We start from the raw sequence: 26,523 nt of genomic DNA on the forward strand, positions 1-26,523 counted from the left end.
GACGCAAGAAGCGCCCCACGACAGCCCAAGGAGTTCCCCAAATGAAGCGCACTCTCGCCTTCGGTGGCCTCGTCGCCACCGCCGGCCTCCTGGCCGCCGGCCTCGCCGCCCCGGCTCAGGCCGCCGGTGACGTCGCCAGCGCCCCGCTGGCCACCAACGGCGTCGCCGGACAGAACGTCGCCGCCTTCTGGCTCGCTGAGAACGCCGCGGCCCTGAAGGGCGCCACGCCGTACAACACCGAGACCAAGGTCGTCGCCAAGCACATCTCCAAGGGCGGCCCGGCTCCGGACAGCAAGCCGGGCATCGTGCCGGCGATCGGCGACGAGAAGAAGGCCGCCGGCAAGTCGAAGAACGTCAACCTGCCCCGGACCACGGGCAAGGTGTTCTTCATGGGCGCCGACAAGCAGGCCCACTGGTGCACCGCCACCTCGGTCCAGTCGCAGTACAAGAACCTGGTCGCGACCGCTGGTAGCTGCGTCTACGACACCGAGTCCAACGCCGCCACGCTGGACCGCTGGGTCTTCATCCCGGGCTACTACCAGGGCAAGACCCCGTACGGCATCTACGTCGGCAAGCAGGCCTTCACCCACTACGACTTCGATGTCTACGAGGACGCCGACCGCAACTACGCGTTCGTCACCGTCTACAACGGCATCAAGTTCCCGGCCAACGGCTGGTCGGACGTCTTCCGCATGATCCAGGACCGGAAGTGGGAGGAGCTCGACAAGTACGCGGGCTTCCGCGAGGTCGACAAGGCCACTTACGAGGCCTACGACAAGGACGGCAAGGGCACCGTCCCGCACTACATCTCCCGCAGCGGCAAGTACAAGGTCTGGAAGTTCGAGGACGCCGGCGCCCTGGGTGCCGCGGTCGGTGGGCAGGGCCTGGCCTACAACCAGAAGGTCGGCAAGCCGGTCTTCGTGTTCGGCTACCCGAGCGGGCAGCACCCGGACGGCAACCAGGCCTACTCCGGCCACACCCTCAAGTGGACCTACGGCAAGACCTTCGCGGTCCAGGCCCCGGCCATCAAGGGCGAGGAGCTCGTCGGCACCAAGTCGTCGTTCACCGGCGAGGGCGCCCTCGGCTCCGCGTGGCTGCTGAACTACAACAACGGCCGCCGCATCGGCTACCTGAACGGTGTCACCATCGGCGTCTCCGACACCGACAACAACAACCGTTACGACACCAGCTTCTCCCCGTACTTCGACGGCGAGCTGGCCGGCGTCTACAACGCGGCCAAGAACCTCTGGTCCGGCTCGATCGCCTAGTCTCCGCTTGCGGAAACACGGCGATCCCGTGAGAGCAGGGGTCCAAACCCTGCTCCCACCCTCGCTTCATCGAAGGGCCCGGCTCTCCAGCCGGGCCCTTTCGTTTTGCCCGGAAGCCATCGATGCTGACCGGGTCCAGTTCGCCGCGATCACGCCTTGGAGGGTCGCGCGCGCTGTCGCCACGACTACATCGCGGCAGTTGCCGCCGCACCCATGAGCGGCCGCGATATCAGCGGCGCACCGCGCCACCGAGCGGCGGCCAAGCACTGCGACTCGCCCGTCTCGCCAAGCTCCCCTGAACCCCACTGCCATGGCACCGCTTCGCGATCACCGTCTCGGTCTCGGTCTCTGTCCGCCGAGGAGCGTCCCGTCCGTTCCTCTACGCCCTGGTGGTTCTCCTCGACAGGAGCGGCGGCTCCGCCGGGGGGCGGTGTCTCAGGACCGGAATCCGCGGCATTCCGGACAGCGCGGACGAGAGGCACCACCCTCCGAAAGCCGGCTCGATCGTTGCCGGGGCAGCCCGCCCGCTGGCGATTCGCCACCGGAGACGCCTCCCTCCCCGCAGTTTTGGACAGCATCAAATAGGCCACCTTCCGCGACCGCTGATCACAATCAGAGCCCCGACAGCACCCCGGCAGTGCGCGACGAGCCCCGTTCGACTGAGAACCCGGCGAACCGCCTCCGGAGGCGTCGCACCCTCGGGGGCGCGTTAGACGCGAGAGGGGCCACTTTGGTGCCATGTCGGAAATGTGTTTTACATCACACAGCGGTTTTTCAGGGTCTATCGATGTAACGACTTCGCCGCGACGATCTCGCCCCGGAATGCGGCGTTGATCTGCGGAGATGAAGATCGCCCGACCTTCTGGATCAGATTCGAACATAAGGTCACGGAAAGATCTCCACACTTTTCGCAGCGATCCACCGCAACCCGACGGCTTTCGCCACGAAAGATCGCGCCGGTATGTTTCCGGTCATCCCTTTACTGACGCATGGGGCGCAAGAGGCGTCCCACGACAGCGCAAGGAGTTCCCCAAATGAAGCGCACCCTCGCATTCGGTGGCCTCGTCGCCACCGCCGGCCTCCTGGCCGCCGGCCTGGCCGCCCCGGCTCAGGCCGCCGGTGACGTCGCCAGCACCCCGCTGGCCGCCAACAAGATCGCCGCGCAGAACATCGTGGCGTTCTGGGCAGCGGAGAACGCCGCCAACCTGGTTCAGGCCACGCCGTACAACGTCGAGACCCAGGTCTCGGCCAAGCACGTCTCGACCGGCGGTCCGTCCGCGGACAGCAAGCCCGGCGTCGTCCCGGCCATTGGCGACGAGAAGAAGGCTGCCGCCAAGTCGAAGAACGTGAACCTCCCGAAGACCACCGGCAAGGTGTTCTTCCTCGGCGCTGACGGCCAGCCGCACTGGTGCTCCGCGACCTCGGTCCAGTCCGGGTACAAGAACCTGGTCGCGACCGCGGGTCACTGCGTGTACGACACCGTGTCCAACAAGGCCACGATGGACTACTGGGTCTTCGTCCCGGGTTACTACCAGGGCAAGACCCCGTGGGGCATCTACGTGGGCAAGCAGGCCTACACCCACTACGACTTCGACGTCTACGAGGACGGCGACCGCGACTACGCGTTCGTGACCGTCTACAACGGCCTCAAGTTCCCGGCCGGTGGCTTCAAGGACTTCAAGGGCATGTCCCGCGACGAGCGGAAGCAGTACGCGGGCTTCCAGCAGGTCGACAAGGCCACGTACGACGCCTACGTCGCGGCCGACACCTCGAAGCGTCGCCACGGCAAGGGCTACTACGAGGACAAGGACGAGAACGGCAACACGGTCTACTTCGTGTGGAAGTACGCCGACGCCGGTCGCCTCGGCGACAACGTCGGTGGCCAGGGCCTGGCCTACAACCAGAAGATCGGCAAGCCGGTCTTCGTGTTCGGCTACCCGAGCGGCGCCCACCCGGACGGCAACCAGGCCTTCTCCGGCAAGACCCTCAAGTGGAGCTACGGCAAGACCTTCGCAGCCACCGCGCCGGCCATCAAGGGCGAGGAGCTGCAGGGTGTCAAGTCCTCCTTCACCGGCGAGGGCTCGCTCGGCTCCGCGTGGCTGCTCAACTACAACAACGGCCGCCGCGTCGGCTACCTGAACGGTGTCACCATCGCGGTGGCCGACCGTGACAACAACAAGCGGATCGACACCAGCCTCTCCCCGTACTTCGACGGCGAGACCTACGGCGTCTACAGCGCGGCCAAGAACAACTGGTCCGGCTCGATCGCCTAGTTCCCGGCCTGCGGGAACCAGGTGGTCACGGGTCAGGGGTCCAAACCCTGCCCCAACCGCTTGACTCACACAGGGTCCGGCTTTCAGCCGGGCCCTGTGCCTTTCTCTGGAGACGCGTGAGTGGAACGGCGGGCGCGCCGCCTTCCCACTCTGTATGCTCCAGACAACTGAAGGCCCCGGGGCGTCCGCCCCGGGGCCTTCGCCGTTCCGGAGGCCCTTAGACGTGACCACACGTCGGTTCGGTGCCATCCAAAGGATGTGATTTAGGTCACACGGTCCATGATCCCTGGTCGTGGCGTCACATCATCACCAAAGCGAGCGCTTCGCTCTTGATCTGCCCATATGCCATCCGGCGGGCAAAAGACCGTCTTCCGCAGAAAGGTAACGGAACGATTACACCGAGTGGGCGGCGAATGACCCGGTTGAAGTCGCTTCCACGCCGGAAGAGCGCGGCTGTATCTTTCCCGCAGTCCTTTACTGACGCATGGGGCGCATGAGGCGCCCCACGACAGACCAAGGAGTTCCCCCCATGAAGCGCGCTCTCGCGTTCGGCGGTATCGTCGCCGCCACCGGCATGCTGGCAGCCGGCCTGACCTCCCCCGCCCAGGCCGCCGGCGACGTCGCCAGCAAGCCGCTCGCCTCCACCGGCATCGCGGCGAAGAACATCGTGGCCTACTGGTACGCCGAGGACTCGGCAAACCTGAAGGGCGCCACGCCGTACAACACCGAGACCAAGGCCGTCGCCAAGCACGTCTCCAAGGGCGGCCCGGCTGCCGACAGCAAGCCCGGCATCGTGCCGGCCATCGGCGACGAGAAGAAGACCGTCTCGAAGTCGAAGAACGTCAACCTGCCCAAGACCACCGGCAAGGTGTTCTTCAAGGGTGGCGACGGCGAGAACCACTGGTGCACCGCCACCTCCGTGCAGTCGGCCTACAAGAACCTGGTCGCGACCGCGGGTAGCTGCGTGTACGACACCGTGTCCAACAAGGCCACGATGGACTACTGGGTCTTCGTCCCGGGTTACTACCAGGGCAAGACCCCGTGGGGCATCTACGTGGGCAAGCAGGCCTTCACCCACTACGACTTCGACGTCTACGAGGACGCCGACCGCGACTACGCGTTCGTCACGGTCTACAACGGCCTCAAGACGCCCCACGACGGCGTGCCGCACGGCAACGACGTGCCGAAGAAGTCGGACAACGGCGGCACGGGCTGGGCGAACATCGGTGGCTGGCAGGAGGTCACCAAGGACGTCTACGACCAGTACCGCGGTTGGGACACCTTCGTCGGTGACACTGCGACCGTGTACGGCCCGGACTACGACGACTTCAACAAGAACGGCAACCGCACCGAGGAGTTCCAGCACTACTTCGTCTTCAAGTTCGTGGACGCGGGTGCTCTGGGTGCGAACGTCGGTGGGCAGGGTCTGGCCTACAACCAGAAGGTCGGCAAGCCGGTCTTCGTGTTCGGCTACCCGAGCGGCTCGCACCCGGACGGCAACCACGCCTACTCCGGCCACACGCTCAAGTGGACCTACGGCAAGACCTTCCCCGTCCAGGTTCCGGCCATCAAGGGCGAGGAGCTCCTCGGCACCAAGTCGTCGTTCACCGGTGAGGGCGCCCTCGGCTCCGCGTGGCTGGTGAACTACAACAACGGCCGCCGCCTGGGCTACCTGAACGGTGTGACCATCGGCGTCTCCGACACCGACGGCAACAACCGTTACGACACCAGCTTCTCCCCGTACTTCGACGGCGAGCTGGCCGGCGTCTACAACGCGGCCAAGAACAACTGGTCCGGCTCGATCGCCTAATTTCCGCTCGCGGAAACACGGCGATCCGAGACAGGGGTCCAAACCCTGCTCTCACAATCGCATCACCCGCAGGGCCCGGCTCTCCAGCCGGGCCCTGCGCCTTTTCTGCGGCGCCTCCACCGGAAAGCACGAGAAGCGCCACAGGAAACGCGGAAAGGACGCCCCCGGCCTTTTATCCCGGCCATCCCACGCGCGGACGGGGCCGATATCCGTGAGCGAGCCGCAGGGGTGTCGAGGAGCTGTTCAAGCTCCTCCGGGCCTGGCCCGACCGGAGGGTCGGACGCCCGCGCCAGCAGGGACATCTCGGCGAAAGGCCGGTCGTGGGATCGGAGGGCGGCCCCGTTCCACACCTCTTCCACGAGCTCACGTCATTTCGTCGAAGCATCGGCGAGCCGGCGCCGACAACCGCTACGTCGCCGACGATTCTTCGCGGCGAAACCTCCACCGCCTCAGCGAGGAAACTGCGAAATAACGGCCCTCGTTCAACGGCGCCACGCACTGCCGGCGGAAAATCTTCCACCATCATCGACGGGCCTTACCGCCCGCCCCCGGTCCTTACTGAAGTGGAAACTCTTCCAGCCTCGCGCGACCGCAACCGCCATCCGCTCTTATGTCAGCGGAAAGTCGTCGGTGGAAGGCCCCGCCGCCGACCACTACGCGGGTCCGGAAGGCCACCCTCGACAAGTGGGTCTTCATCCCGGGCCATTACCGGGGCGACCCGTGTCGCGCGCCCGGCACGATCTCGTACGGCACGCTCCGACCGCCTGAGCACAGGGCCTGGCGCGCAGTCAGATTTTGTGCCATGCCACGGCAAATGAGCGGTAATCTTCCTCTTTACCGAGGCAAAGGGCGCTGCGGGCGTCCACGCAGAGAGCGCGAGGAGCGTCCGTGAAGCGCGTCGTCCTGGCCGCCACGCGTACGGCGGCCGCCGCCGGGGCGCTCTGCGCCGCCACGCTCGTCACCTCCGGCGCGCCCGCGCCCGCGCACGCGTACGACATCGCCGCCACCCGCCCCCTCGCCACCGAGGCCCAGGTCCCGTCCGTGGTCGCGTACTGGCTCGGCGGCGACGGCCGCGCCCTCGCGGCCGCGACGCCGTACGCGTTGCGCCTCAAGGTGAGCGCGCGGCAGACGGAGAACGGCGCGGCTCCGGACGGCAAACCGGGCGGCGTACGGCCCGCCGACAGCGGGTCAGCGCAGGAGAAGGCCGGGCAGGAGAAGGCCGGGCAGGGAAAGACCGCGGCCGGGAAGACCCCCAGCGCGAACCCCCCCGGCGCGAAACCGGACGGCGGCAAGCCGGCCCAGGACACGACCGATCCGGACCGGACGGCACAGGACGGGAACCGCACCGCCGCCTCCAAGAACGTCAACCTGCCCCGGACCACGGGCCGGGTCTTCTTCGTCGGATCCGACGACAAGCCCCACTGGTGCTCGGGCACCTCGGTCCAGGGCCCGCACCGCAATCTCGTCGCCACCGCCGGGCACTGCGTCTTCGACACAGAGACCGACGGCGCGCCGATGCGGAAATGGATCTTCATCCCCGGCTACCAGCCGGGCGCGGCCCCCTTCGGCGTGTACGCCGGAAAGCAGGCGTTCACCCACCACGACTTCGCGACGTACCGGGACCTCGACCGCGACTACGCCTTCGTCGCCGTCCACAACGGCCTCGCGCCGCAGCCCTCGCGCACCCCGGGACGCGTCATCAAGCTGGCCGACGGCGGCCGGCTCGGGGACGGCGTCGGTGGCCAGGGGCTCGCCTACAACCAGGAGATCGGCCGCAGGACCGTCATACTCGGACACTCCGCGCCGCCGGTGCGCGGCGCGACGTTCCGGCTCCAGGATCCGTCCATCCACGCGAACGCTCTGCTCGGCCTGAAGTCGTCCCGGACGACCGATGGCTCGTCCTGGCTGATCGGCTACCGCAAGACCGGACGGCTGGGTTATCTGAACGGCGTCGCCATCGCCACGTCCGGCGGCGCCGCCGTGTCGCCCTATTTCGACAGCGAGCTCTTCAGCGTCTACGTCGCGGCCCGGAAGGTCCGCTCCGGCGCGGTGCCCGGCGGCGTCTTCCGTGACGGCGCGAACGAGATCAACATTCTGTAACAAACCGCTCCGCATATATCGGGACATGAGGGCCCCTAAATGGGTGCTGTAGGTTTTTTACCATCCCTTTACTGACGATAGGGGCGCAGTAGCGGCCCTCATCAGCGCAAGGAGCGAACCCTCATGCAGAAGCAGCTGCTTCTCCCCCTGGGCGGCCTCGCCGCCACCGGCCTTCTGGCCGCTGCCCTGGTCACCCCCGCCACGGCCGCATCCACCGTGTCGAAGGCCAAGCTCGCCTCCCCCGCGAACGCCGCGGACATCATCGACTTCTGGACCACCGACGGCGGCACCAACCTCAAGGCCGCCAAGGCATACGGCGCCGAGCACAAGCGGGTGCCGAAGCACGTCTCCACCGGCGGACCGGCCGCCGACGGCAAGCCGGGCGTCGTGCCGGCGATCGGCGACGAGAAGAAGGCCGCCGGCAAGTCCAAGAACGTCAACCTGCCCAAGACCGTGGGCCGCGCGTTCTTCGTCATCGACGACGAGCTCTACGCCTGCTCCGCGTCGGCGATCCAGTCGCAGTACCGCAACATGGTCGCCACCGCCGGCCACTGCGTCTACGACATCGACACCAACCGGCAGACCGTGAGCAAGTGGGTCTTCGTCCCCGGCTACTACGACGGCAAGGCCCCGTGGGGTGTCTACGTCGGCAAGCAGGCGTTCACGCACTACGACTTCGACGTCTATGAGGACCTCGACCGCGACTACGCGTTCGTCACGGTCTACAACGGCATCGGGTACGACGCCAAGAAGGACGCGTTCGTCGACCTCGGCCCGCTCGGCGCCAACGCCGGCGGCCAGGGCTTCGCGTACAACCAGAAGGTCGGCCAGCCGGTCTTCGCCTTCGGCTACCCGGCCGCGCCGCACGACGACGGCAACTACGTCTTCACCGGCCAGAAGATGAAGTGGTGCCACGGCAAGCCCGTCTACCCCATCGTCGAGAGCAGCGTGAAGGTCGAGGAGCAGATCGGCCTCAAGTGCTCGATGACCGGCGGCTCCTCCGGCGGCCCCTGGATCCTCAAGTACAACAGCAACCGTCGCCTCGGCTACATCAACGGCGTGACCAGCCTCGGTGGCGACACCGACGGCAACCACCGCAGCGACATGATCACCTCGGCCTACTTCGACGGTGAGACCTACAGCGTGTACCGCGCCGGCTTCTCCCTCTGGTCCGGCTCGCTGGTCAAGAAGGACGGCTCGATCGGGATCACCGAGACGAAGTAACGCGGCCACCCTCCGCGCGCCCTCCTGGGAACGACGGACATGAGACGGGGGCCCGGCCACATGGCCGGGCCCCCGTTTCGATGTCAGCGGCGGGCGACGCCGTCCAGCCGGGCCTGCTCGGCCACGGCCGCGATCACGGCGGGCGCGACACGGGGGTCGAACGGTGACGGGATCACGTAGTCCTCGGACAGCTCGTCCCCGACCACGGCCGCCAGTGCGGTGGCGGCGGCCACCTTCATGTTCTCGGTGATGGTCCTGGCCCGGACGTCGAGGGCGCCGCGGAACACGCCCGGGAAGGCGAGCACGTTGTTGATCTGGTTCGGGAAGTCGGACCGGCCGGTCGCGACCACGCGCGCGTGCCGCCGGGCCACCTCGGGGTGGACTTCCGGCGTCGGGTTCGACAGCGCGAAGACGATCGCGTCCGAAGCCATCGACACGATGGCCTCCTCGGTCACCGTGGAGCCCGACAGGCCGATGAAAACGTCGGCGCCGCTGAGGGCCTCCTCGGTGGAACCGGTGAAGCCGGCCTTGTTCGTGTCCCTGGCCAGGGCCTCCTTGACGGGGTTGAGGCCGTCCCGCCCGGTGTAGATCACTCCCTTGGAGTCCGCCACCGCGACATCGCCGATGCCCGCGCCCAGCAGGATGCGCGTCACCGCCACGCCGGAGGCGCCGGCGCCCGCGATGACCGCGCGCAGGTCCCCCAGAGAGCGGCCGGTCAGCCGGGCGGCGTTCTGCAGCGCCGCGAGGGCGACGATGGCCGTGCCGTGCTGGTCATCGTGGAAGACCGGAATGTCGAGCAGCGAGCGGAGCCGATCCTCGACCTCGAAGCAGCGCGGGGCGCTGATGTCCTCCAGGTTGATGCCGCCGAACGAGGGCGCGAGCCGGACCACGGTCTCGACCAGCGCGTCCACGTCGGTGCAGTCGAGGCAGATCGGCACGGCGTCGACGCCCGCGAACTCCTTGAACAGCAGCGCCTTGCCTTCCATCACCGGCATCGCGGCGGCCGGGCCGATGTCGCCGAGGCCGAGGACCGCGGTGCCGTCGGAGACCACCGCGACGACGTTCGACACCCAGGTGTAGTCGTTCACCAGCTCGGGATTGTCGGCGATGGCGGTGCAGACCCGGGCGACGCCCGGCGTGTACGCCAGGGACAGATCGTCAGCGTCACGGACCGGGATGGTGGAGCGGACTTCGAGCTTGCCGCCGCGGTGCAGGGCGAACGCAGGATCGACGTCGAGAGCTTCCAGAGAAGCGGGAGTAATAGTCACAGCGACCCCAGTGTCACGAGGAGTTCCTTCGGTAGACGCCGCAAGAGCGGTCCAGCCCGGGCTTCGGTAGCCGCCCGGCGGCCGTCGCCGTTGACGGTCGTCTCTTTGGGGGGTACGGGGGTCACCCGTTGTTTGATTGTGCCACATGATGAGATGGCGGCCCTCGAGGCGCGAGGGTTAACAAAGTGTCAGTTTTATTGCGTATGCAACAGTAGCCGCGGCATGTAATACTCGATGTCCGGTCTGATCACTTACAACCGTGGGTCGCACGTGGACTTCACCTCATATGCCAAGCTCGCCGTACTCCTTGTCAACGAGCACGACCGGCTGAGATCCCTCGATTCCCTGCGTGAACTGCTCGCCGAAACCGGCCGAAAAGAGGCCGCCGCGCGCGCCAACCGCCGAGATCTCGACGCCATCTGCGAGCTGCGTGAGGAGCTGACGGGCGTCTTCGAGTCCGCGGCGAGGGGCGACGGGGCCGACGCGGTCGAGCGGCTGAACGGCCTCCTCGTCCGTCATCCCGTGCACCCGCAGATCTCCGGCCACGACGACCAACCGTGGCACATGCACCTGACGGAGGGCGGACGGGTGGCCGACACCCTCGCCGTGGGGTCGGTCATGGGCCTGGCGACGGTCGTCACCAGCCTCGGCATGGACCGGCTCGGCATCTGCCAGGCGCCGCTCTGCCGCAACGCCTACCTGGACACCTCGTCGAACCGGTCGCGCCGCTACTGCTCGGAGCGCTGCGCCAACCGCGTCAACGTCGCGAACTACCGGGCGCGCAAGCGCGGCACGGCGAGGCGGAAGGCGACGCGCGGCCAGTAGCGCAGCACCACCCGTCCGACGATGTCGGACTCCGGCACCGCGCCGAAGTCCCAGCTGTCCCGCCGTCCCGGCGCGTTCTGGTTGTCGCTCTCGAGCCACCAGCCCTCGCTGGTGCGGCGGAACGCGCGCTTGACGATCAGGCCGTGCGGCCGCCGCGCCACCACCAGGTCGCCCTCCCGCACGGCGGCGCCGCGCCGTACGAGCAGGCAGTCCCCGGGACGCAGAACGGGCAGCATCGAGTCACCGACGACGCGGACCGTGGTGAGCACATCCCCCTCCACACGTAGATTTCCAAGACGAGTAAGGTCGGTACCTGGACAGTGCTGTCACAGCATTAAGGAAGGATTCCGATGCTCGCACGACTGCTGCGGCCCAAGCACGAGGCGTCCGCCCACTGCGACCTGCCGTGCGGTGTTTACGACCCCGCCCAGGCCCGCATTGAGGCCGAGTCGGTCAAGGCCATCATGGCCAAGTACGCCGACAACGAGGACCCGGTGTTCCGCGCCCGCGCGCTCACGATCAAGGAAGAGCGCGCCGAGTTGGTCAAGCACCACCTCTGGGTTCTGTGGACCGACTACTTCAAGCCGCCGCACCTTGAGCAGTACCCCCAGCTTCACCAGCTGTTCTGGGACGCCACCAAGCTCGCGGGCGCCGCCGGTGCGAAGGGCACCGTCGACGTGGCGAAGGCCGACGAGCTCCTGGGCAAGATCGACGAGATCGCGAAGATCTTCTGGGAGACCAAGGCCGCCTGAGCCTGAAACTGTCCAGACCCCGCTCGGTCCATGACCGCGCGGGGTCCGGTGTTTTCCGGGCTGTCCGAACCGTGAGATTCCCCCATGACGACCTCCAAGATCGCGACAATCGGCGCGTCCAAGCCGAGCAAACGTGGTCGAGTGGCGGTAGGTTGCAGTGAGCGGCAGTGCGCCGGCTCGATATGGGGCGAGGAGGAACGTGACCGAGGAAACCGAGACGCCTGCGGTGGATCTGGCCGGGATCCGCGACGCTGTGAGTGTCCGGCTGCCCGCCGTGAGCGCCTATCTGTCAGTGCTGCGTACAGCTACCGCCGGGCTGGCCGCCCGGCTGGACTTCACCCTCGACCAGATCGAGGATCTCCGCATCGCGGTGGACGAGGCCTGCGCGATGCTCCTGCGGCAGGCTGTGCCCGGCACCGATCTGGTCGCCGAGTTCGAGCTCACCGGAGAGGAGATGACGGTCCGGGTCGAGGTCAACACGGTCGGAGTGACCACTCCCAAGCGCGACGACTTCGCCTGGATGGTGCTCACCGCGCTCGCCGACGACGTGGACGCCATCTCCGACTCCCCCGATCACATGGCGATCGTGCTGCGTAAGCGCCGAGGCGCAGCGAGGCCGGCGTGACGGAGAGGACGCGTGCCATGGCCTCGGGCGACTCGGCGGTGCCCGACCGCGTGCGTGCCCGCGCGCTCTTCGGGGAACTCGTCGAGTTGCCGGCCGACGATCCGAGGCGTCAGCGCATCCGCGACGAACTCGTCGAACTCCACCTCCCGCTGGTGGAGTACCTCGCCCGCCGGTTCCGCAACAGGGGCGAGTGGCTCGACGACCTCACCCAGGTCGCCACGATCGGCCTGATCAAGTCGATCGACCGCTTCGACCTGGGCCGCGGCGTCGAGTTCTCCACCTACGCGACCCCCACGATCGTCGGAGAGATCAAGCGGCATTTCCGCGACAAGGGCTGGGCGGTCCGGGTGCCGCGCCGGCTTCAGGAGCTCAAGCTGTCGCTCACCAAGGCGATCAGCGAGCTGTCGCAGCGGGAGAGCCGCGCGCCCACGGTCGCCGAGTTGGCGGCCCACCTGCAGATGACCGAGGAAGAGGTCCTCGAGGGCCTGGAGTCGGCCAACGCCTACTCCACCGTCTCCCTCGACGCGCCCGACTCCGGCGACGACGACGCGCCCGCCGTGTCCGACTCGCTCGGCATCGTGGACGAGTCGCTGGAAGGCGTCGAGTACCGCGAGTCCCTCAAGCCGCTGCTGGAGCGGCTGCCTCCTCGGGAGAAGCGCATCCTGCTGCTGCGCTTCTTCGGGAACATGACGCAGTCGCAGATCGCGACGGAGCTCGGCATCTCGCAGATGCACGTGTCCCGTCTCCTCGCCCGGACCCTCGCCCAGCTTCGCGAGGGCCTGACCGCCGAGGACTAGGGAGGGGCTTCCTCCCCGGCCCGTCCGGCTCAGGACGCGTGCGGTCCGTCCTCGCCCATCAGCGCCTTCGTGGACGGCGGGGCGAGGAGCGTCACCAGGGCGATCACAGCGGCCAGCACCAGCGGCACCCCGTAGGTGTACTGCTGGGACTGGATCAACGTGATCGCCACAGGCAACGCGAAGATCTGGGTGAGCACGCCCGGCCCCCTGCTCCAGCGCAGCACCTGGAGAACCCCCCAGGCGACCCAGAGCAGGCCGAGGCCGGCCAGGATCCCGAAGGCCGCGACGGCGATGGAAGTCGTCATGTCGCTCGGCTGCCCGATCAGCGTCTCGACGGCGACGTAGCCGCCGAGGATCAGGGAGACGAGGCCCTCGACGGCCACGACGGCGGAGGCGACGGTCAGGGTCATGGGTCGGCTGCTCACAGCGGCCAACACTAACAACTTGGGCGGTAGGGCATGGTTCGTGCTCTACCCTTCAGGGCATGCGGGCTCTCCTTGTCGTCAACCCCAAGGCGACCTCGACCAACCATCGCACGCGTGACGTTCTGATGAGGGCGCTCGGCGCGGCCATGGACCTGACCGTCGAGGAGACCGGCTACCGAGGGCACGCGGCGATGATCGCGGGGACGGCGCACGCCAAGGGGTTCGACGCCGTCGCCGTGCTCGGCGGCGACGGCACCATCAATGAGGCGGCCAACGGCCTGCTGCGCGGGCAGCCCTCCGCGCCGGCGTCGGAGCGGCCCACGCTGATCGTGATCCCCGGAGGGAGCGCGAACGTGTTCGCGCGGGCGCTCGGGCTGCCCAACAACCCGGTCGAGGCGACCGGAGCGGCCCTCGAAGCGCTGCGGGACGGCCGCCGGCGCACGATCGGCCTCGGCGAAGCCGTCTGGGACCACGATGTTTCACACGGCGACGCGGGGGCAGTGCCGCCGACAGGCCCGCACGGGTCGCGTTATTTCACATTCTGCGCTGGGCTCGGGTACGACGCCGAGGTCGTCCGGGCCGTCGAGGGGTTGCGGAGTGCCGGCTGCAAGGCGACGCCCGCCCTGTACGTCAAGACGGCGATCAACCACTACTTCCTGACCGATCGCCGCCGTCCGGCCATGGTGCTGGAGCGTCCGCGGCAGGCGCCGCAGAGCCGGATCTTCATCGCGATCGTGTCCAACACCGCGCCGTGGACCTTCGCCGGGTCCCTCCCGATCAACCCGACGCCGTGGGCCGGGTTCGAGACGGGGCTGGACCTGCTGGCGCTGCGGAAGATGCGGTTGAGCACGGTCATCAGCCTGGTACGGCAGATCATCGGGGAGCGGTCGGGCCTGCCGACGGGTCGGCACCTGGTCCAGGCTCACGACGAGGAGGAGTTCACCCTTTCCGCCTCCCGTCCGGTCGCCTTCCAGTTGGACGGGGACTACCTGGGAGAACGTGAACGGGTGCTTTTCCGGTCTATCCCGGACGCATTACAAGTCCTCGTCTAGCCCGTTACATGCCGTCATAGTGTGACGAATCCGACAGCCATAACCGGCAAAACCTTCTCCCAAACCTCTTGTGCGGTCTTGGCGTCCCTGAAAAGCTGAATGCGACGTCGGAACGTAGGACCTTTCCGGAAGCCACCGCTCCCTGGAGGCCCCGGCGATCAACGAACCCATCCCGAACTACCCGTGTTCCGGGAGCAAGTTCGCAGCAGTTAGTGAAAGACTTCACAAAGTTGACGGTCAGGAGCCGCGGAGGCTCCACTTACGAAGGAGTGGAACGCATGGACTGGCGCCACCGCGCTGCCTGCCGTGACGTGGATCCCGAGCTTTTCTTCCCGATCGGCAACACCGGCCCCGCGCTCATGCAGATCGAAGAGGCGAAGCAGGTATGCCGGCAGTGCTCCGTCATGGAGTCGTGCCTCAAGTGGGCGCTGGAGTCCGGTCAGGACGCCGGCGTCTGGGGTGGGATGAGTGAGGACGAGCGGCGCGCGCTCAAGCGCCGGACGGCCCGTGCCCGCGCCCGCGCGAACGTCTGAATTTCTCCCCCAGAGGTCCCGCACTGAAGATCTCGCATAGCGCCAAATACAACAGCGCTCTCTTTTCGCTGTTGTTTCGGTCACATGAAAGGCGAGGGTCGCGTCCGAAGGACGCGGCCCTTACCCCGTTTGTACGGGAATGCTGATCATTACTTCGGTCCCGCCGCCGTCGCGCGGCGCGATGGACAACCGTCCGGACAGCTCGCCGACCACGAGTGTGCGGACGATCTGCAATCCAAGGCTCGTCGTCGCCTCCAGGTCGAAATCGGTGGGCAGGCCCTTTCCGTCATCGGCCACCACCACCTCCAGGTGATCGGCGTCCCGCGACACGAGCACCTGGATGCTCCCGCTCGCGTGTGAGAAGCCGTGTTCCACCGCGTTCTGCAGCAGCTCGGTGAGCACCATCGCGATCGGCGTCGCCACCGCCGCCGGCAGCACGCCGAAGCTGCCGATCCGCTTGGGCGTCACGTGCGCCACCGAGACCTCGGCGGTCATGGCGACGACCCGGTCGGCGATGTCGTCGAACTCGACCATCTCCTCGGGCATCTGGGCCAGGATCTCGTGCACGATCGCGATCGACCCGACCCGCCTGACCGCCTCCTCCAGCGCCTCGCGCCCCTCAGGGTTGCCGAGTCTGCGGGCCTGCAGCCGCAGCAGCGCCGCCACCGTCTGCAGGTTGTTCTTCACCCGGTGGTGGATCTCGCGGATCGTGGCGTCCTTGGTCAGCAGCTCGCGCTCGCGGCGGCGCAGCTCGGTCACGTCGCGGACCAGCACCAGCGCCCCGATCCGGCCGCCGCCGACCACGAGCGGGATCGCCCGCAGCAGCACGACGATGCCGCCGCGCTCGACCTCGGTCTCCCTCGGGGCCCGGCCGCTCGCGACGTGCATCAGGTCTTCGTTGATCGGCTCGTCCGAATAGCAGAGATCCGCCGTGGTGCGGCCCAGCTCCGCGCCGACCAGGTCCGCCTGCAGCCCGAGCCGCCGGTACGCCGAGAGCGCGTTGGGCGAGGCGTACGTCACCCGGCCCGCCCGGTCGAGCCGGAGCAGGCCGTCGCCGACCCGGGGCGAGCGGACGAGGGTCGGCTCCTCCTCCGGGAACGGGAACCTGCCCTCGGCCACCATCTGGGCCATGTCCGAGGCGCTCTGCAGATAGGTCAGTTCCAGCCGGGACGGCGTACGGGCCGAGGACAGGTTGGTCGAGCGCTGGATGACGCCGATGAACTCGCCGTCGAGGCCGCGCCGTACGGGGATGGTCTCCTCGCGGACCGGTACCCCGCTGGACCAGTCCGGGTCGCCCTCGCGGCAGATCCGGTGCTCGTTCCAGGCGACGTCGATCAGGGGGCGCTCCCCCTCGGCCACGACCATGCCGACGATGTCGTCGTGATAGACGGTGGGCCCGGTGGTCGGCCGCATCTGCGCGACGGCCACCCAGCCGGCTCCCTCTTTACGCGGGATCCACAGGATGAGGTCCGCGAACGACAGGTCGGCCAGCAACTGCCAGTCGGAGACGAGAGAGCGCATCCACTCGATGCCCGCGGCGTCGAGTGTGGTTCGGCGGTACACCTTGTCGCTGAGAGTCGGCACCTCTGCATCATGCGTCCCGAACCGGCCCGAAAGCGAATCCACCCGCCCGACCTGCAAAGATGCACCCATGAGTAGGCCACTCGACAGACTGCGCGCGGCCTCCGCCGACCGGGAGGCGGCGGGCCTGCGGCGCGCCCTGCGCCCGCGCACCCCCGACCACGACGGTCTGATCGACCTGGCTTCCAATGACTATCTTGGCCTGTCCCGGGACGACCGCCTGGTCAAGGCGGCCGTACGCGCGACGGAGGAGTGGGGCACCGGCTCGACCGGCTCACGGCTCGTGACGGGCTCGACGTGGCTGCACGCGGAGCTGGAGGACCGGCTCGCCGCCTTCGCCGGCGCTCCACGCGCCCTCGTCTTCTCCTCGGGCTATCTGGCGAACCTGGCGGCCGTGACGGCGCTCGCCCGCGGCGGCCTGGTGGTGTCCGACGCGAGCAACCACGCCTCCATCGTGGACGCCTGCCGCCTGTCCCGGGCCCGGGTGGTGGTCACCCCCCACAGGGACGTGGCGGCCGTGGAGGCGGCCCTGCGCGAGCGCGCCGAGGAGCATGCCGTCGTCGTCACCGACGCCGTCTTCTCCGTGGACGGCGACCTCGCGCCGCTTTCCGCCCTGCACGCGGCGGCCGTCCGGCACGGCGCTCTTCTCCTGGTGGACGAGGCGCACTCGCTCGGCGTGGTGGGCGAATCCGGCCGGGGCGCGGTATACGCGGCGGGGCTCGCGAGGGATGCTCGTATTGTGAGAACCGTCACGCTGTCCAAGTCGCTCGCATCTCAGGGCGGGGCGGTGCTCGGCGCCCCCGAGGTAGTCGAGACGCTGATCGACACGGGGCGGTCGTTCATCTTCGACACCGGGCTCGCCCCCGCCTGCGTGGGCGCCGCGCTCCGGGCCGTCGAGATCCTGGAGGAGCAGCCTGAGCTGCCGGAACGCGCGTCGTCGATGGCGCGGACGCTCGCCGCGGTGGCGCGTGAGCTCGGCCTGGAGACCGCCGACCCGGCCGCAGCCGTGGTCCCGATCGTGCTCGGCCGGCCCGGCGACGCGGTCTCCGCGGCGACCCTGTGTGCGGAACTCGGCGTGCGCGTGGGATGCTTCCGCCCACCATCGGTGCCCCACGGGAGGTCGGCTTTGAGGTTGACCGCTCGGGCCAATCTGGGGTCCGATGACCTCGCGGTGATCAGGCGGGCGCTCACCGCCGTGGTCGAACGGAAGGTGGGCAAGTGAGCCGGCGAACCATCGATGACGTCGTGAGGGAGGCATCGTGACCGAGCTGACCGAGGACGCGCCGAGAGTCCCGAAGTACTACGACGTCAAGCGGAGCCTCCTGGAACTCACCAAGAGTCTGCCTCCGGGCAGCGCGCTGCCTCCCGAGCGCACGCTCGCCGTGCGGTTCGTGACGTCGCGGACGACCGTGCGCCAGGCGCTGTCGGAGCTGGTGGTGGAGGGACGCCTGCTGCGCATCCAGGGCAAGGGCACGTTCGTCGCCCAGCCCAAGGTCGCCCAGGTGCTCCAGCTCACCTCCTACACCGGGGACCTGCGCACCGTGGGCCTCGAACCGGACACCAAGATCCTGGACATCAGCTACATCACCGCCGACGAGCAGCTCAGCCGGCGGTTGGCGATCAACCCGGGCGGCCGGGTGCTGCGCATCCACCGGCTGCGCCTCGCCAACGGCGAGCCGATGTCGATCGACACCACGCACCTGTCCGCCCGCAGGTTCCCGCGGCTGCGGCGGGAGCTGGAGGCCCACTCGTCGCTGTACGAGACGCTGCACAACGCCTACAACGTGCGGCTGACCGACGCCGAGGAGGTCATCGAGACCGTCCTGGCCACGCCGTACGACGCCCAGGTGCTCGGCGTGGACGTGGGGCTGCCCATGCTCCTGCTCACCCGGCACGCCTTCGACGCGGACGGCCACCCGGTGGAGTACGCCCAGTCGCTCTACCGCGGCGACCGCTACAAGTTCGTCACGCGTCTGCGCAGGCCCAGCCCCTAGGGTTGGCTGATGAGCATCCTCATCGTCACCGGCACCGACACCGGGGTGGGCAAGACGGTGGTCACCGCGGCCGTGGCTGTTCTGGCGCGGGAGCGCGGGGTCGCGGTGGCGGTGGTGAAGCCGGCGCAGACCGGCGTGGCGCCGGACGAGCCGGGCGACCTCGACGAGGTCATCCGGCTCTCGGGGGTCACGACGACGTTCGAGTTCGCCCGCTTCCCCGCGGCGCTCTCCCCTGCCGCCGCGGCGCGCGAGGCGGGCCTGCCGCCGGTCTCCCTGACGGAGTCGGCCCAGCGGATCCGGGAGATCGCCGAGTCGCACCGGCTGGTGATCGTGGAGGGGGCGGGCGGCCTGCTCGTCCGCTTCGACGACGAGGGCTGGACGCTGCCGGACCTGGCGCACCTGCTGCACGCCCCGGTGCTCGTGGTCGCGCGGGCGGGACTCGGCACGCTGAACCACACCGCCCTGACGCTGGAGGTGATGGCGGCCCGCGGCGTCGAGCCGGCCGGTGTGGTCGTGGGAAGCTGGCCCGCCGAGCCGGGGCTCGCGGAGCGCCACAACATCGGCGACCTGGAGATGCTCGCCGCGCGACCGCTGGCCGGCGCGCTGCCCGAGGGCGCGGGCGCGCTCGACCGCACCGCGTTCGCCCGCGTGGCGAGGGCGGGGCTCGGCCCCACTCTCGGCGGCACGTTCAACCCGGCCCGCTTCCGATCGACGCTCCGGCTCACCCCGTGACGTAGGCCGTCCCTCGCATTCTGGAGACGGCGGCCGAAGGGGGTTCCAGGCCCGCGGAGAGCGCGGTTTCAGGTGTAGATCCGCGGCCCAGCGGGCAGGGGCGACTCATCTATCCCCCTATGTGACTGGCTGGTAGGTTTCCCGGCATGGAGTCAGCAGCGAAGCACGCGGGCGACGTCGCGGTCGCCGTTTCCAAGGCCTACGGCGTCGAGACGATGTTCACGCTGTCCGGGGGGCACGTCTTCCCCCTGTACGACGGCGCGGTGCATGAGGGCATGCGCATCCTGGACGTACGGCACGAGCAGAGCGCCGTCTTCGCGGCCGAGGCGACCGCCCGGCTCACCCGGGGCCCCGGCCTCGCCGTGCTGACCGCGGGCCCCGGCATCACCAACGGCGTCTCCGGCGTGGCGACGGCCCACTTCAACGGTTCCCCCGTCGTCGTCATGGGCGGCCGGGCGCCGCAGTCCCGCTGGGGCTCCGGAGCGCTCCAGGAGATGGACCACCCGCCGCTGTTCGAATCCATCTCCAAGCTCGCGTTCACCGGCTCCGGCGCCGAGACGATCGGCCAGGACGTCGAGATGGCCTTCCGGACGGCGCTCGCCCCGCACCGCGGCCCGGTCTTCGTCGACTTCTACATGGACCACCTGTTCGCGCCGTCGCCTGCGCGGGACACCGAGACGCTCTCCCCGTCGCCGCTGGAGCCGGACACCGACGCGCTCGCCGACATCGCCAAGCTGATCGCCGCCGCCGAGCGGCCGGTCCTGGTCCTCGGCTCCGACGTGTGGATGGACCGCGCCGAGGAGGCCGCGCGCGACTTCGCCGAGGAGTACCGCCTGCCGGTCATCCCGAACGGGCAGGGCCGGGGCATCCTCCCCGCCGGGCACGAGCTGCTCGTCACCCGGGCCCGGGGGCGCGCCTTCGGCCAGGCCGACCTGGTCATCGTGGTCGGCACGCCGCTCGACTTCCGCCTCGGATACGGCTGGTTCGGCGGCAAGGACGGCGCTCCCCTGGCCAAGGTCGTCCACGTCGCCGACGCGGCCTCCCAGCTCGCCACGCACGTCGGCCTGGCCGGATCCGCCGCCGGAGACCTCTCCCTCACCTTCTGGAGCCTCGCCGCGGCCTGCTCGACCGCCGGTGTCGATCCGAAGTCGTACGCGCCGTGGGTGGCCACGCTGGCCGAGGCGTCCGCCGCGGCGATCGCCGGGGACGCCGAGCTGCTCGCCTCCGACGCCGACCCGATCCACCCCATGCGCATCTACGGCGAGCTCGGCAAGATCCTCGCGGACGACGCGGTGGTCATCGGCGACGGCGGCGACTTCGTGTCCTACGCCGGCAAGTACGTCGAACCGCGCAACCCGGGCAACTGGCTCGACCCCGGCCCGTACGGATGTCTGGGCACGGGCCTCGGCTACTCGATCGCCGCCCGGCTCGCCCGCCCCTCCTCCCAGGTCGCGCTGCTTCTCGGCGACGGCGCGGCCGGCTTCTCCCTGATGGACGTGGACACGCTCGTCCGGCACCGGCTGCCGGTCGTCATGATCTGCGGCAACAACGGCATGTGGGGTCTGGAGAAGCACCCCATGCAGCTTCTGTACGGCTACGACGTGGCCGCCGACCTCCAGCCGCAGTGCCGGTACGACCAGGTCGTGACCGCGCTCGGCGGCGGCGGCGAGCTGGTGACGTCGCCCTCGGAGATCGGGCCGGCGCTGCGGCGCGCCTTCGACTCCGGCGTGCCGTACCTGGTGAACATCGCCACCGACCCCGCGGTCGCCTACCCGCGCAACACGACCGGGATCTAGTGATCTAGTGCGGCGACGGGCTGGGGTCCGGGGTGGCCGAGGGCGACAGGCTGGGTGACGGGCTCGGGCTCGGCGCCGCGCAAGGGATCTTGGTGATCACGATCTTGAGCGTGGCGCCCTCGGGGGCCTCCTCCCCGCCCTTCGGGTCCTGGCCGGTGACCTTCGTGCACATCCCGTCGCCGCCGGCTGAGCTCACCCTGACCTTGAACCCGAGGCTCCTCAGCCTGGCGGTCGCCTTCTCCTCGGTCAGCCCGATGACCGAGGGCACCTTCTCCATCGGCTCGTCGCTCGGGCTGGGGCTCGGGCTGGGCGACGGGGTCGGCGTCGCCGACGGTGACGGCGACGGGCGCGGCGGCCGGGTCGCGATGATCGGCGGCGGTTGCACGGTCTGCGTGGGCGTCTTGGTGCGCCGTCCCCTGGGCGTCGACGGGGCGGTCGTCGGCGCCACCGTCTCATAGGTCCCCGACTCGGACGGGGACGGGTTGACCTGGTCGTCGCCGGACGCGGCCAGGGCGTTGATCCCGAGCGCCGCCAGCCCGGCGAAGACGGCGAGCCCGGCCGCGCCCGCCGCGATCGGGGCCTTCCGGCTCTTCCTGCGGCGCGACCCCCTCGGCCCCGGCGTGGTGGCCGTCCCCGGGGCGGCCGGACGGTCCTCCCACGCCTCGGCGCCGTACGCGCGGTCCGCCTCGGTCGGGTAGTCGGCCGACGCGTATCCGCCGGTCGCCTGACCGTATCCGCCCGTGTCCGGGCCGTATCCTCCGGTCGCCGGTCCGTACCCGCCCGTCGCCGGGGAGTATCCCCCGGTGGCCGGGGAGTAGCCGCCCGGAGCCGGGCCACCGAGGTCGAGCCCACCCGGCGCCGCGCCGGTGTCGTGCGGGAACTGCGGGTGCGCGGACTGCCGCGCATCGGGCAGCACCGACCTGCGCGCGGCCTCGCTCATCGAGGCCGCGTCCGGCCAGCGCCGGGCCGGGTCCTTGAGCAGCGCCCGTTCCACCACCATGCGCACGGCCGGGGGCACGTCCCGCGGCAGCGGCGGCGGCTCGTCCCGGATGTGCTGCAGCGCGATCGCCACCGGTGACTCGCCGTCGAAGGGCCGCCGTCCCGCGAGGCACTCGTATGCCACGACTCCGAGGGCGTAGATGTCCACGGCGGGCGTGACGGGCTGGCCTTCGGCCTGCTCCGGCGCGCAGTACGCGGCGGTGCCGAGGACCATGCCCGCGTCGGTGAGGCGGCTTGCCGCGTCGGCCCGCGCGATACCGAAGTCGGTGAGCATCAGCGTGCCGTCCGAGCGGACGAGCAGGTTGCCGGGCTTGACGTCCCGGTGGACGATGCCGCGCTCGTGTACGGCATGCAGGGCGGCCGCCGCCTGGGCGATGAGCTCCATGGCCGGCTCGGGACCGATCCGGCCGAGGCGGGTGAGCAGCCGGTCGATCGGCTCGCCGTCCACGAACTTCATCACGAGATAGGCCGTGGGCCCGTCCCCGGGGACGTCGGTCACGCCGTAGTCGTAGACGTCGACCACGCCGGGGTGGTTGACGGTCGCCATCGCCCGGGCCTCACCCTGGAAGCGGACGGCGAAGCCGGGGTCGTCGAGCCTTCCGGGGAGCAGCACCTTGACGGCGACGGTGCGCGCGAGAACGGTGTCCTCACCACGCCACACCTCGCCCATGCCACCGGCGCCGATCCGGGCGTCCAAGCGGTAGCGCCCCGCCAGCGTCATCCCCTGGGCCACCATGTGCCCAATACCCCCTCAAGTTCCCCGGAGTTGTCCAACCAAGCAGACCCGTGTCTCGGGAATGTCACACCCGGGTCACGGAAGCCCGCCTGTCGGGAGCCTACGCGCGAGTGATCCCGTGCTCAGTACAACGGACGGACCATCCGCGCCGGTTCACCTGGGCGACCAGGCCCCTGCGACGCCACGAGGGTGGCGCGGCGTCTCAGGGCACGGCGGCGACGCAGACCGAGTAGTCTCCCTCGCCGGACTGTCCACCACAATGGTGGCAGAACTCGCTCACGGCCTTCGAGCGTACGACTACTAGGCTGGAAAATATGACGCTAGCTCCTGGTCTGCGCGCCAACATCCTCATCATGGTGGAGCGAGAGGACACCGCGATCAGGGTGGGCAGCGGGGACGTGCCCGTCCTGGGCACGCCGCGGCTGCTCTCCTTCGCCGAAGGGGTCACTGTCAAGGCCGTCCAGCGCTACCTGGAGCCGGGCCAGACCTCGGTGGGCACGCGGGTCGAGCTGGAGCATCGCGTCCCCAGCCCCGTCGGCATGCACGTCGAGATCTCCGCCGAGCTGACCGATGTGGACGGCAGGCGGCTCGGCTTCGCCATCACCGCCGTCGACAAGACCGGACGGCTGGTCGCCACCGGGAGGATCGAGCGGGTGGTGGTCGACCGGGAGCGGTTCCTCGCGGCGCTCTGACCCTCGCGCCTACTCGATGACGGCGATCAGGTCGCCCTCCTGGATGACGTCGCCCTCGGCGACCTTGAGCTGGGCGACGACGCCCGCGTCCTCGGCGATGACCGGGATCTCCATCTTCATCGACTCCAGGATGACGAGCGTCTCACCCTCGGCCACGGTGTCGCCCTCGGAGACGACGATCTTCCAGACGTTCGCCACCATCTCGGCGCGTACTTCCGCCACCACAACTCCTCTTCAGTCATTCCACTCGCCGGACCGGCGCTCTCGCCGGACCGGCGTCCATCACGACCAGGCCCGCGGCGTCACGACCGCATGCGGGACACCAGCCCGGTGTCGTAGTCCCCGCTCGCGAACTCGGGGTGGTCCAGGAGCTCGGCGCAGAAGGGCACGTTGTTCTTCGGCCCCTCGACGCGGAACGCCGCGACGGCCGCGCGGCCGCGCTCCAGCGCCTCCGCGCGGGTGGCGCCGTGAACGCAGAGCTTGGCTATCAGCGGATCGTAGAACGGCGTGACGGTGTTTGCCGCGACATATCCAGAATCGACCCGAATTCCCTCGCCCGACGGCTCCTCCCAGACTGAGATCTTCCCAGGTCCGGGGAAAAACCGCTTCGGGTCCTCGGCGTAGATCCGGAACTCGATGGCGTGCCCGCGCGGGGCGACCTCGACGGGATAGACCTCGCCGGCCGCGATGCGGAGCTGGTGCTCGACCAGATCGCTCCCGGTCACCAGTTCGGTGACGGGATGCTCCACCTGGAGCCGGGTGTTCATCTCCAGGAACACGAAGTCCTGCTTGTCCGCGTCGACCAGGCACTCGACCGTGCCGGCGCCGCGATAGCCGACCGCCTCGCCGACGCGCACCGCCGCCGCGAGCATCCGCTCGCGCAGCTCGGGCGTGATGCCCGGGGACGGGCTCTCCTCCACGACCTTCTGGTGCCGCCGCTGCACCGAGCAGTCGCGCTCGCCGAGCGCGACCACCGTGCCGTCGGCCAGGCCGAGGATCTGCACCTCGACGTGGCGGGCGCGTTCGATGTAGCGCTCCAGCAGGATCGCGGCACCGCCCCCGAATCGCGCGGCCGCCCTGGACGCCTGCTCGAACGCCTTGGTCAGGGACTCGTCGTCGTAGGCGACGCCCATGCCGATGCCACCGCCGCCCCCCGCGGTCTTCACCATGAGGGGGTAGCCGACCTCTTCGGCCGCGCGCAGGGCGTCCTCCAGCGTGGTCACCGGCTCGCGGGTGCCCGCGGCCACCGGGATCCCGGCGTTCTCCATCAGGTTCCTGGCGTTGATCTTGTCGCCCATCTGGACGATCGCCTCGGGAGCCGGGCCGATCCAGACCATGCCCGCGTCGATGACCGCGCGGGCGAAGTCGGCGTTCTCTGAAAGGAAGCCGTAGCCGGGGTGGACGGCCGCCGCGCCGCACTTGCGGGCGGCGTCGAGCACCTTCTCCACGTCCAGGTAGCTCTGCGCGGGGCTCGCCGGGCCGAGCAGCACGGCCTCGTCCGCCTCCCGCACGAAGGGGAGGTCCGCGTCGGCCTCGGAATAGACCGCGATCGCGCGCAGCCCCATGCGCCTGACCGTGCGGATGACCCGCCTGGCGATTTCGCCGCGGTTGGCGACAAGAACTGACTCGAACACGCAGCCAACCCTACGGCGGCGCCCCTCTGATCCCCTGCGCTTGATTCCGACTGAACGCGCACGGGGAATCTGTAGGGTCGGCACAAAAGCAACGGCCATCGCCCCGGCTCCAGGCCGATCCGGTGCGAGGTGCGCTACAAGCGGGTCGCCCCGGTGAGCCGATCCACCACCCGGGCCATCGCCTCGACCACGGCGGGGTCGTACTCGGTGCCGACGCCGAACCTGAGCCGCTCCAGCGCCGCGGCCGCCCGGTCCCGGTCGGGTGAGCCCCCCACCAGGTCGTCGTACGCGTTGGCGACCTTGATGACCCGGCTGGGCATGGGCGGGGAGTGGTCCACCGTGTCGCACTGGCGGCGGACGATCTCGGCCACGCCGTGCAGCACGCCGGTCTTCCTGATCACCTCCGCGCCCAGCTCGGCGATCCGTTTCGCCTGCGCCGGATCGGTGAGGACGGTGGCCCCGCCCGGGATCGGGTCGCTGAGGGAGAGCTGCCCGATGTCGTGCATGAGCGCGGCGTACTCAAGTTCGAGCAGTTGCGGCTCCGGCATGCCGAGCTCCCTGCCGACGGCGACCGACAGCATGCTGACCCGCCGGGAGTGCCCCGGCTCGACGTACCCTCCGACCTCGGTCACCCGGCTCAGCGCCCGGACCGTCTGCAGGTACGTCGCCCGGATGCCCGCGTACTTGCGGAACGCCACCTGGGTCACCAGCAGCGGCGCGGCGAACACCAGGAGCGCCGTCATGTTCATGCTGTGCGCGGCGAGCGCGAGCAGCGTCCCCGAGGCGGCCACCGCCGCGCCCAGCGGCGCGGCCATCCGCAGCTCGTCGCGTACGGCGACACCGAAGGCGGTCCTGACCTGCTCGGCCCGGAGCATGGCGGCGATCACGACGTCGGCCGTGAGCATGAGCCCGACGAGGGCCGCCATCACGCCGAGCGCCGGCCACCAGTTGCCGTCGATCGCGATCGAGCGGAGCGAACCGGCCAGCGGACGGTAGGCGAAGGCCAGCAGCGATCCGGCGAGCAGCCTCCGGGCGATCGCGTCCAGGCGCGGCGGGCGGCCCACGGCGAGGTGCGGCAAGGCCCCGGCGATCATCCCGACCGACATGACGGCGACGACCTGGAGCGCGGACTGACGGGCCGGCTGGCCGCCCACGTCGAGCAGGAGCGCGTAGCCGATCGCCGCGGCGGTGGAGATGGGCGCCACCTCGCGGTTGCCCGGCATGGTGAGCCTGGCCAGCTCGCCCACCGCGATCAGCGCGCCGAAGCCGATCGCGACCTGCGGATCGACCGGGCCGCCCGCCGCCGTGTGGGAGATCCCGGCCACCGTGAGCATCCCGGCGGCGCAGATCAGCAGCAACTGGCCCGAATCGAGCCCGCGCATCGCCCTGGCGGCGGTCATGATTCCT

At 69.5% G+C, this 26,523-nt stretch carries 24 protein-coding genes; 16 read left to right on the forward strand and 8 right to left on the reverse strand.

Translation table 11 applies throughout. The features are described from left to right. Positions 1-41: 41 nt before the first annotated feature. The 5 genes from AWQ71_RS02620 to AWQ71_RS02640 all read left to right on the forward strand — a co-directional run bounded on the left by AWQ71_RS02620 (position 42) and on the right by AWQ71_RS02640 (position 8,675). Positions 42-1,268 carry a trypsin-like serine peptidase gene (locus AWQ71_RS02620; protein WP_067125809.1) on the forward strand — a complete coding sequence of 409 codons (1,227 nt, stop codon included), beginning with the start codon at positions 42-44 and terminating at the stop codon, positions 1,266-1,268. Between the two features lie 1,034 nt (positions 1,269-2,302). Continuing rightward, entirely contained in the window at positions 2,303-3,541 is a 1,239-nt protein-coding gene (locus tag AWQ71_RS02625) for a trypsin-like serine peptidase (protein WP_067125811.1), read from the forward strand. Positions 3,542-4,070: 529 nt separating this feature from the next. Further along, positions 4,071-5,351 carry a trypsin-like serine peptidase gene (locus AWQ71_RS02630; RefSeq protein WP_067125813.1) on the forward strand — a complete coding sequence of 427 codons (1,281 nt, stop codon included), beginning with the start codon at positions 4,071-4,073 and terminating at the stop codon, positions 5,349-5,351. 888 nt (positions 5,352-6,239) lie between these two features. Continuing rightward, the gene (locus tag AWQ71_RS02635; protein ID WP_067125816.1) at positions 6,240-7,451 is read left to right on the forward strand and encodes a hypothetical protein; all 1,212 of its coding nucleotides are present in this window, start codon (positions 6,240-6,242) and stop codon (positions 7,449-7,451) included. A gap of 123 nt (positions 7,452-7,574) precedes the next feature. Continuing rightward, on the forward strand, positions 7,575-8,675 hold the full coding sequence (locus AWQ71_RS02640; RefSeq protein WP_067125819.1) for a trypsin-like serine peptidase: 1,101 nt from the start codon (positions 7,575-7,577) through the stop codon (positions 8,673-8,675). An 83-nt stretch (positions 8,676-8,758) separates the two neighbouring features. Here the strand turns inward: AWQ71_RS02640 and AWQ71_RS02645 are convergent, their stop codons facing one another. Continuing rightward, positions 8,759-9,943, reverse strand: coding sequence for an NAD(P)-dependent malic enzyme (locus AWQ71_RS02645; RefSeq protein ID WP_067125822.1), 1,185 nt, complete (start codon positions 9,941-9,943; stop codon positions 8,759-8,761). 270 nt (positions 9,944-10,213) lie between these two features. On the opposite strand from AWQ71_RS02645, the gene AWQ71_RS02650 reads away from it, so the two are divergent. Beyond that, entirely contained in the window at positions 10,214-10,768 is a 555-nt protein-coding gene (locus AWQ71_RS02650) for a CGNR zinc finger domain-containing protein (protein ID WP_067126204.1), read from the forward strand. Here the strand turns inward: AWQ71_RS02650 and AWQ71_RS02655 are convergent. After that, positions 10,714-11,037 (reverse strand): S24 family peptidase, encoded by a 324-nt coding sequence (locus AWQ71_RS02655; protein WP_084258370.1) that lies wholly within the window; start codon positions 11,035-11,037, stop codon positions 10,714-10,716. The two genes, AWQ71_RS02650 and AWQ71_RS02655, sit on opposite strands and share 55 nt — an antisense overlap. A gap of 81 nt (positions 11,038-11,118) precedes the next feature. Here AWQ71_RS02655 and sodN point away from each other — a divergent pair, with 81 nt between their 5' ends. From sodN to AWQ71_RS02670, 3 genes are all read left to right on the forward strand, one after another. Further along, the gene (gene sodN / locus AWQ71_RS02660) at positions 11,119-11,520 is read left to right on the forward strand and encodes a superoxide dismutase, Ni (protein WP_067125825.1); all 402 of its coding nucleotides are present in this window, start codon (positions 11,119-11,121) and stop codon (positions 11,518-11,520) included. Between the two features lie 199 nt (positions 11,521-11,719). Continuing rightward, positions 11,720-12,145: an ATP-binding protein gene (locus AWQ71_RS02665; protein ID WP_067125828.1), complete on the forward strand. Its 426-nt coding sequence runs from the start codon at positions 11,720-11,722 to the stop codon at positions 12,143-12,145. Positions 12,146-12,162: 17 nt separating this feature from the next. Beyond that, a complete protein-coding gene (locus AWQ71_RS02670; RefSeq protein ID WP_174550665.1) occupies positions 12,163-12,942 on the forward strand; it encodes an RNA polymerase sigma factor SigF in 780 nt (259 codons plus the stop codon). A gap of 29 nt (positions 12,943-12,971) precedes the next feature. Here the strand turns inward: AWQ71_RS02670 and AWQ71_RS02675 are convergent, their stop codons facing one another. Next, positions 12,972-13,367 (reverse strand): hypothetical protein, encoded by a 396-nt coding sequence (locus AWQ71_RS02675; protein ID WP_245658074.1) that lies wholly within the window; start codon positions 13,365-13,367, stop codon positions 12,972-12,974. 59 nt (positions 13,368-13,426) lie between these two features. Between AWQ71_RS02675 and AWQ71_RS02680 the strand changes: the two genes are divergently transcribed. Further along, positions 13,427-14,419, forward strand: a complete 993-nt coding sequence (locus AWQ71_RS02680) for a diacylglycerol/lipid kinase family protein (RefSeq protein WP_067125834.1) — start codon at positions 13,427-13,429, stop codon at positions 14,417-14,419. Between the two features lie 278 nt (positions 14,420-14,697). Next, positions 14,698-14,952, forward strand: coding sequence for a WhiB family transcriptional regulator (locus tag AWQ71_RS02685; RefSeq protein WP_067125837.1), 255 nt, complete (start codon positions 14,698-14,700; stop codon positions 14,950-14,952). Positions 14,953-15,072: 120 nt separating this feature from the next. Here the strand turns inward: AWQ71_RS02685 and AWQ71_RS02690 are convergent, their stop codons facing one another. Then, the gene (locus AWQ71_RS02690) at positions 15,073-16,536 is read right to left on the reverse strand and encodes a sensor histidine kinase (protein WP_067125840.1); all 1,464 of its coding nucleotides are present in this window, start codon (positions 16,534-16,536) and stop codon (positions 15,073-15,075) included. A 67-nt stretch (positions 16,537-16,603) separates the two neighbouring features. Between AWQ71_RS02690 and AWQ71_RS02695 the strand changes: the two genes are divergently transcribed. The 4 genes from AWQ71_RS02695 to AWQ71_RS02710 all read left to right on the forward strand — a co-directional run bounded on the left by AWQ71_RS02695 (position 16,604) and on the right by AWQ71_RS02710 (position 21,055). Next, positions 16,604-17,755, forward strand: coding sequence for an 8-amino-7-oxononanoate synthase (locus AWQ71_RS02695; RefSeq protein WP_067125844.1), 1,152 nt, complete (start codon positions 16,604-16,606; stop codon positions 17,753-17,755). A gap of 46 nt (positions 17,756-17,801) precedes the next feature. Continuing rightward, positions 17,802-18,527, forward strand: a complete 726-nt coding sequence (locus tag AWQ71_RS02700; RefSeq protein WP_066950686.1) for a GntR family transcriptional regulator — start codon at positions 17,802-17,804, stop codon at positions 18,525-18,527. 9 nt (positions 18,528-18,536) lie between these two features. Continuing rightward, positions 18,537-19,259: a dethiobiotin synthase gene (gene bioD, locus AWQ71_RS02705; protein WP_067125847.1), complete on the forward strand. Its 723-nt coding sequence runs from the start codon at positions 18,537-18,539 to the stop codon at positions 19,257-19,259. Between the two features lie 146 nt (positions 19,260-19,405). Further along, entirely contained in the window at positions 19,406-21,055 is a 1,650-nt protein-coding gene (locus AWQ71_RS02710; RefSeq protein WP_067125851.1) for an acetolactate synthase, read from the forward strand. Between the two features lie 4 nt (positions 21,056-21,059). On the opposite strand, the gene AWQ71_RS02715 is transcribed toward AWQ71_RS02710, so the two are convergent. After that, on the reverse strand, positions 21,060-22,775 hold the full coding sequence (locus AWQ71_RS02715; RefSeq protein ID WP_245658075.1) for a serine/threonine protein kinase: 1,716 nt from the start codon (positions 22,773-22,775) through the stop codon (positions 21,060-21,062). A gap of 329 nt (positions 22,776-23,104) precedes the next feature. Between AWQ71_RS02715 and AWQ71_RS02720 the strand changes: the two genes are divergently transcribed. Further along, a complete protein-coding gene (locus AWQ71_RS02720) occupies positions 23,105-23,482 on the forward strand; it encodes a thioesterase family protein (RefSeq protein ID WP_067125857.1) in 378 nt (125 codons plus the stop codon). 9 nt (positions 23,483-23,491) lie between these two features. On the opposite strand, the gene AWQ71_RS02725 is transcribed toward AWQ71_RS02720, so the two are convergent. The 3 genes from AWQ71_RS02725 to AWQ71_RS02735 form a co-directional block, all read right to left on the reverse strand. Beyond that, positions 23,492-23,704: a biotin/lipoyl-binding carrier protein gene (locus AWQ71_RS02725; protein WP_218001608.1), complete on the reverse strand. Its 213-nt coding sequence runs from the start codon at positions 23,702-23,704 to the stop codon at positions 23,492-23,494. Positions 23,705-23,784: 80 nt separating this feature from the next. Then, positions 23,785-25,116, reverse strand: coding sequence for an acetyl-CoA carboxylase biotin carboxylase subunit (locus AWQ71_RS02730; protein WP_067125860.1), 1,332 nt, complete (start codon positions 25,114-25,116; stop codon positions 23,785-23,787). A 134-nt stretch (positions 25,117-25,250) separates the two neighbouring features. Beyond that, positions 25,251-26,516: an HD-GYP domain-containing protein gene (locus AWQ71_RS02735; RefSeq protein ID WP_067125863.1), complete on the reverse strand. Its 1,266-nt coding sequence runs from the start codon at positions 26,514-26,516 to the stop codon at positions 25,251-25,253. Positions 26,517-26,523: the final 7 nt, after the last annotated feature.

Origin of the sequence: Microtetraspora malaysiensis (assembly GCF_001528665.1) — a bacterium.
Lineage (GTDB): Bacteria > Actinomycetota > Actinomycetes > Streptosporangiales > Streptosporangiaceae > Microtetraspora_A > Microtetraspora_A malaysiensis.